A 5,507-nucleotide genomic window follows, 5' to 3' on the forward strand; every position below is an offset into this window, starting at 1 on the left:
GCAATAAACAACATTTATGAGGCTGGTTTGGCCGATTGTCACATTAGCCTGCTCGAATCCTTTGGTGTGAAAGCAAATTTAGTAGCACCCATTATGAAAGATGAGCAGCTATTTGGCTTGTTAATTGCACATCAGTGTTCTGGCCCCCGTAATTGGCAACAGCCCGAAATTGATTTATTTACCCAGATAGCTATGCAAGTAGGATTTACTCTCGATCATGCTAGGCTTCTACAAGCGTATCAAGCTACTGAAGCGAACTCTGGTGAATAGCTTTGTGGAAGAAGCAAGGGGGCAGGAAGAAGGGGGCAGGGGGCAGGAAGAAGCAAAAGAGCAGAAAGTAGGTAGCAGGGTATAAGGGGGAAGTGAAAGGCTTGATGCAGGTTCTTTTTCCCCTTTTCTCCCAGCAAGAACTGCTCCTTGTCCTCTTTTAACCCAAGTGTATAGGGCTTAGTGTAGTTTTTGACGAAGAAGCTGCTAGAGCGATCGCTAATGGTAAAATTCGATGTTCCTGAATTTGAATCCTGGCGTGGAGTGTTTCTGCTGTATCATCCGGCAATACTGGTACTGCGGCTTGCATTAATATTGGGCCACTGTCCATTTCTAAACAAGCTATATGCGCTGTACAACCAGTGATTTTTACCCCAGATGTTAAGGCTTGTTCTACAGCATGGATTCCCTTGAAACTAGGTAACAAACTAGGATGAATATTAATAATTTTATCAGGAAAGGCATCGATGAAAACTGATGTTAACAATCGCATCCAACCTGCCAAAATCACCCATTCTACATTGTAGTGCTGCAATGTCTGCACAATTTTCTCATCAAACTCTTCTCGATTTTTATAGTTGCGGTGATTCAATAAAACAGCTTCTACACCTCGATTAGCTGCTTTTACGGCTGCTTTAGCTGAGGGGTTATTGTAAATTAAAACTTGAATTTGGGCATTTAGCTGTCCATCTTGGATAGCTTGGGCAACTACATCAAAATTGCTGCCATTCCCGGAAGCCATAATTCCTAGTTTTAAAGGCGCGACTTGTCGGCAAACATCGCTAATGCTGGGAGAAACCAAGCTCAGGGTAGAATCAGGGCGGAAGGTCATAACAGCTAAGAGGAAAAATTATAGATGCCAAAAATATATCCTAAGTCGTGGGTAAAGATTTAGCTCATAACTCGTCCAATTGATACAAGTGATATTATAAAACTTGGTATGAAGCAAACAACATAGAGATTAAAGCCGCAGAGGATTCGATCGCAGCATAGGTAAGTTAAATGGCAAAGGTAGCGTTACTGATTGGGGTCAGTGAGTATGAGCCAGGGCTGAACCCTTTGCCCAGTGCAGTTAGAGATGTGGAAGCAGTGTATGAGGTGCTGCTGCATCCAGAGATGGGCGAGTTTGCTGCGTCAGATATTCTCCTGCTAAAAAATCCTGAGCGGCAAGTTGTAGAAATGGCGATCGAAACGTTGTTCTCCAGTCGGCACAGGGATGATTTGCTGCTGCTCTACTTTTCAGGACACGGCATCAAAGACGATCGCGGTAGGCTGTATCTGGCAACTCGCAACACCAGTAAGACACTGCAGGGCGAATTGATTCGCTCAACGTCGGTGTCTGCCAATTTTATTCATGATCGCATGATCGAAAGCCGCTCCCGGCGGCAGGTGGTAATCCTGGATAGCTGTTTTAGTGGCGCGTTTGCTGAGGGGATGTCTGCCAAAGATGACGGCACAATTGACATCCGGCAGCAGTTGGGCGGTGAAGGACGAGCCGTATTGACTTCTTCTACTTCGACTCAATATTCCTTTGAGGAACAAGGGCAAGATTTATCGATTTACACTCGTTTTTTAATTGAAGGTATCAAATCGGGAGAAGCTGATCGCGATCAAGATGAGTTTATCTCCATTGATGAACTCCATGAATACGCCAGTGAGAAGGTGCGAGAACTTCAACCTGCGATGAAGCCGGAAATTTATGCAATTCGAGAAGGCTTTAAAATTCGACTGGCAAAGGTGGCTCCGGGTGATCCCAGGCAGCGATACCGTAAAGAGGTAGCGCGATTTATTCATCGAGGCGAAATTTCTCTTGTTGGTCGTCGCACATTAGATTATCAGAGGACTCGCTTGGGATTGGAGACAACTGAGGCGAAGGCGATCGAAGATGAGGTGTTAGAACCGTACCGCAAGGAGTTTGGCGAAAAACTCCAGCAGTATCAGCAGGTGTTTACTGAACTACTAGAGCGAGACGAGACGATTACCGATAGCGATCGCCACGATCTGCAAAATCTCCAGCAAATTTTGGGACTGCGGAATGAGGACACGATGCCGATTGAGGCACTAGTAACTACACGGTTTAAGACATATCAGCAAAACCTGCAAACTTATCAGCAAGCCTTTACAACAGCACTGCGACAGGAGTTTCCCCTGAGTGGAGCAAGCCGCGATCGCTTACGGCAAACCCAGCAGCAATTAGAACTTGCGAATGGAGATATTGCGGCGATAGAATCTCAGATTACGGCTGAGGTAGAGGCATATCACCAAAAACTCCGGGACTACCAACGGCTGTTTTTTACTGCCACGCAGCAGGAATATCCTCTTAGCGAGGCAACCCGGAATAATTTACGCCAACAACAGCAGCATTTGGGACTGACGGATGTAGATGTTGCCCCAATTGAAGCCCAAATCACAACACAGATTGAAAGCTATCATCAAAAACTCCAGCAGTACGAGCAGGCGTTTGTGAAGGCAACACAGCGCCAGCATTATCCAGATGAGGTGACGCAAAAGCAGTTGCAGCAAACGTGGCAGACGTTGGGGTTGAGTGAAGGGGATGTGGGAGCGATCGAGAGGCGGATTAATGCGGAGATTGAAACACATCAAACAAACTTGAGGCAGTATGAGCAAGAGTTTACAGAAGCTGTTCAACAAGAATATCCGCTCAGTGCTTTCAAACGCTCTCAACTAACGCAACGTCATCAAGCGTTGAATCTGACTGCTCGGAATGTTACTGCAATTGAAAATCAAATTATTGCTGCGATCGAGGAACATCGGCAAAAGTTGCAACAGTATGAAGAGGTGTTTAGAGAGTCGATACAGTTTGAATATCCTCTTAGCGATACAACTCGTGAAGAACTTCAGCGTTTTCAACAAATTTTAGAACTAAATGATGCGGAAACATCTGCGATCGAAGCAATTATTATTCAACAATCTTCAGAAGCAGAATACCGGAAACAGCAAGAGAAAATTAGACAGCAACAAGAAACAGAGAAACAACGGCAGCAAGAGGAAGTAGAATATCGCCAAAAATTACAGCAGTATGAGCAGGAATTAATTAAAACAATTAAAGCAGGAAATTCCCTTGAGAGTGATGATGTTCGGCAGAGGTTAAGCCAACTTCAACGGACTCTAGGACTTAAACAAACGGACATTACTGCAATTGAAACCAGAGTTGTAGCAAGCCAAGAATTGATTAAATCTCCGATTCAGCAGTCAAGCCCTGCTCAACTCACTCAACCGACTCAAGAGCGAATAACCCGACAAAAGTTTTTGAAGTGGGCTGGCTTGGGAGGTATAGGTTTAGTGACAGCAGTAGTAGGTCGTGAAATTTTTAAGGGTCAATCACCCAAATATATTGACGTTAAGTTTGAAACGGTAACGGTAGATGAAAAAGGACAGGTAATTAAACGAGATCCTAACAAGCAAGCTAAACTCTTTAAAGAAGACTTAGGCAATGGCATAACTTTAGATATGGTTGAGATTCTTGCTGGTTCATTTAAGATGGGTTCGCCACCTGCTGAAAATGGTCGAACCAAAGCTGAAGAACCACAGCACACTGTGAATGTGCCTGCTTTTGTTATAGGCAAGTTTCAAGTGACTCAGGAACAGTACAACCAAATAATGGGTAGCAATCCCTCCAAATTCCCAACAGCAAAACGTCCTGTAGAGCGAGTGTCTTGGAATGATGCAGTAAACTTTTGCGAAAAGCTGAGTGAAAAGACTAAGCGTAAATATCGCCTACCTAGTGAAGCAGAGTGGGAATACGCCTGTCGTGCAGGAACAACGACATCATTTCACTTCGGCGAGACGATTACAACTGAGTTAGCTAACTACAATGGGAATTACACCTACGCTTCTGAACCAAAGGGCAAATTTCGTCGAGGAACAACAGAAGTAAAAAGTTTTCCACCCAACGCCTTTGGATTATACGATATGCACGGGAATGTTTGGGAGTGGTGTCAAGATACTTGGCATGATAGCTATAAAGGAGCGCCTAGTGATGGAAGTGCATGGATAGATAATGCTAGTCAATATCAAGTACTGCGGGGCGGTTCCTGGATCAGCGATCCTAAGAACTGCCGTTCCGCGTCCCGCAACTTCAACTATGGGGCGGAGCGCGACTACGTCAACAATGTTGGTTTTCGTGTTGTCTGCGCGGTTGGGAGGACTCTTTAGCCCTTTATGCTTTAGTTCTTTTGCCCTCTGCCCTTCTTTTCTTTACCCTTTTTGAGTGTAGCGAAGCGGAACGATCTAATTTTTTTTTCAAAAATAGGACTTACAAAGACTCCAACTAGAGATAATTATGAACCAAGAGCTTACCCAAGCGATCGCCTGTGGGAAAGTGCGATCGCACCTGCTGGGCTTTGAGATTAAGCTAGTATATTAGTAGTAATTATTTTTGCTACTAATTGGTACGAATATGAATGTAGAAAAACTCTCTATTTCCTTGCCACCGTTTTTAGTTGAGTTTGTCGAAAACTACAAGCAAAATAAAGGATGTAAATCTCGTTCTCAAGTAATTGAAGAAGCATTAGAATTGCTGCGAAACCGAGAATTAGAGGCAGCTTACCGAGAAGCGTCTGCTGAAGTTGATAACGATTGGGATGTGACAGTGGCAGATGGTTTAACAGATGAAACGTGGTGATATTTATTACGCAAATCTTAGTCCGGTGATGGGTTCAGAAATGGGTAAACGTCGTCCAGTACTAATTGTTAGTAATGATATAAGTAATAGTGCTGCTACCACTATAACAATTTTACCGCTTACTTCTAATGTCAGCCGTGTTTATCCCTTTGAAGTTCTGCTTAATCCAGAGATTAGTGGTTTAACGAAGCCTTCTAAAGTACAGGCACAGCAAGTGCGAACAATTTCTAAGCAACGAATTACTGGTGAAGTATTAGGTAGTTTAAACGAAGAGATAATGGTACTAATTAATGCGGCGTTACAATTGCATTTGGGATTGGTTTGAGTTTGCAGAAAAATAGCGATGCCTACGGTGGTCACTGAGCCTGTCGTACCCCTCCGGGGAAGCAAGCTACGTGCAGCGTCTCGTAGAGAAGTGCGGTAAACTACCCAGTAACCGATAAAATACACACTTGATCAAGTATGCACACAATTTAGCTTAAGCAAAGACTCCAACTAGAGATAATTATGAACCAAAAGCTTACCCAAGCGATCGCCTCAACGGTGTACACACAAGTCTGAAACAGTTCACTCATCTGAGTTTAAGCGTAAGTTT

The 5,507-nt window shown here is 43.9% G+C and carries 5 protein-coding genes; 4 read left to right on the plus strand and 1 reads right to left on the minus strand.

Translation table 11 applies throughout. The features are described from left to right. Nucleotides 1-270: GAF domain-containing protein (locus tag ACFE90_RS35720; protein ID WP_375506989.1), on the plus strand; the 270-nt coding region annotated here is incomplete at its 5' end. 157 nt (nt 271-427) lie between these two features. On the opposite strand, the gene purN is transcribed toward ACFE90_RS35720, so the two are convergent. Then, nucleotides 428-1,099: a phosphoribosylglycinamide formyltransferase gene (gene purN / locus ACFE90_RS35725; RefSeq protein ID WP_375506990.1), complete on the minus strand. Its 672-nt coding sequence runs from the start codon at nt 1,097-1,099 to the stop codon at nt 428-430. A 170-nt stretch (nt 1,100-1,269) separates the two neighbouring features. On the opposite strand from purN, the gene ACFE90_RS35730 reads away from it, so the two are divergent. The 3 genes from ACFE90_RS35730 (at nt 1,270) to ACFE90_RS35740 (ending at nt 5,237) form a co-directional block, all read left to right on the plus strand. Then, entirely contained in the window at nt 1,270-4,443 is a 3,174-nt protein-coding gene (locus tag ACFE90_RS35730) for an SUMF1/EgtB/PvdO family nonheme iron enzyme (protein ID WP_375506991.1), read from the plus strand. A gap of 244 nt (nt 4,444-4,687) precedes the next feature. Further along, entirely contained in the window at nt 4,688-4,912 is a 225-nt protein-coding gene (locus ACFE90_RS35735) for a CopG family transcriptional regulator (protein WP_229454008.1), read from the plus strand. After that, a complete protein-coding gene (locus ACFE90_RS35740) occupies nt 4,899-5,237 on the plus strand; it encodes a type II toxin-antitoxin system PemK/MazF family toxin (RefSeq protein WP_375506992.1) in 339 nt (112 codons plus the stop codon). Before ACFE90_RS35735 ends, ACFE90_RS35740 begins: the two co-directional genes overlap by 14 nt. The last annotated feature ends 270 nt before the right edge of the window (nt 5,238-5,507 follow it).

Source organism: uncultured Nostoc sp., assembly GCF_964245445.1.
Taxonomy (GTDB): domain Bacteria; phylum Cyanobacteriota; class Cyanobacteriia; order Cyanobacteriales; family Nostocaceae; genus Nostoc.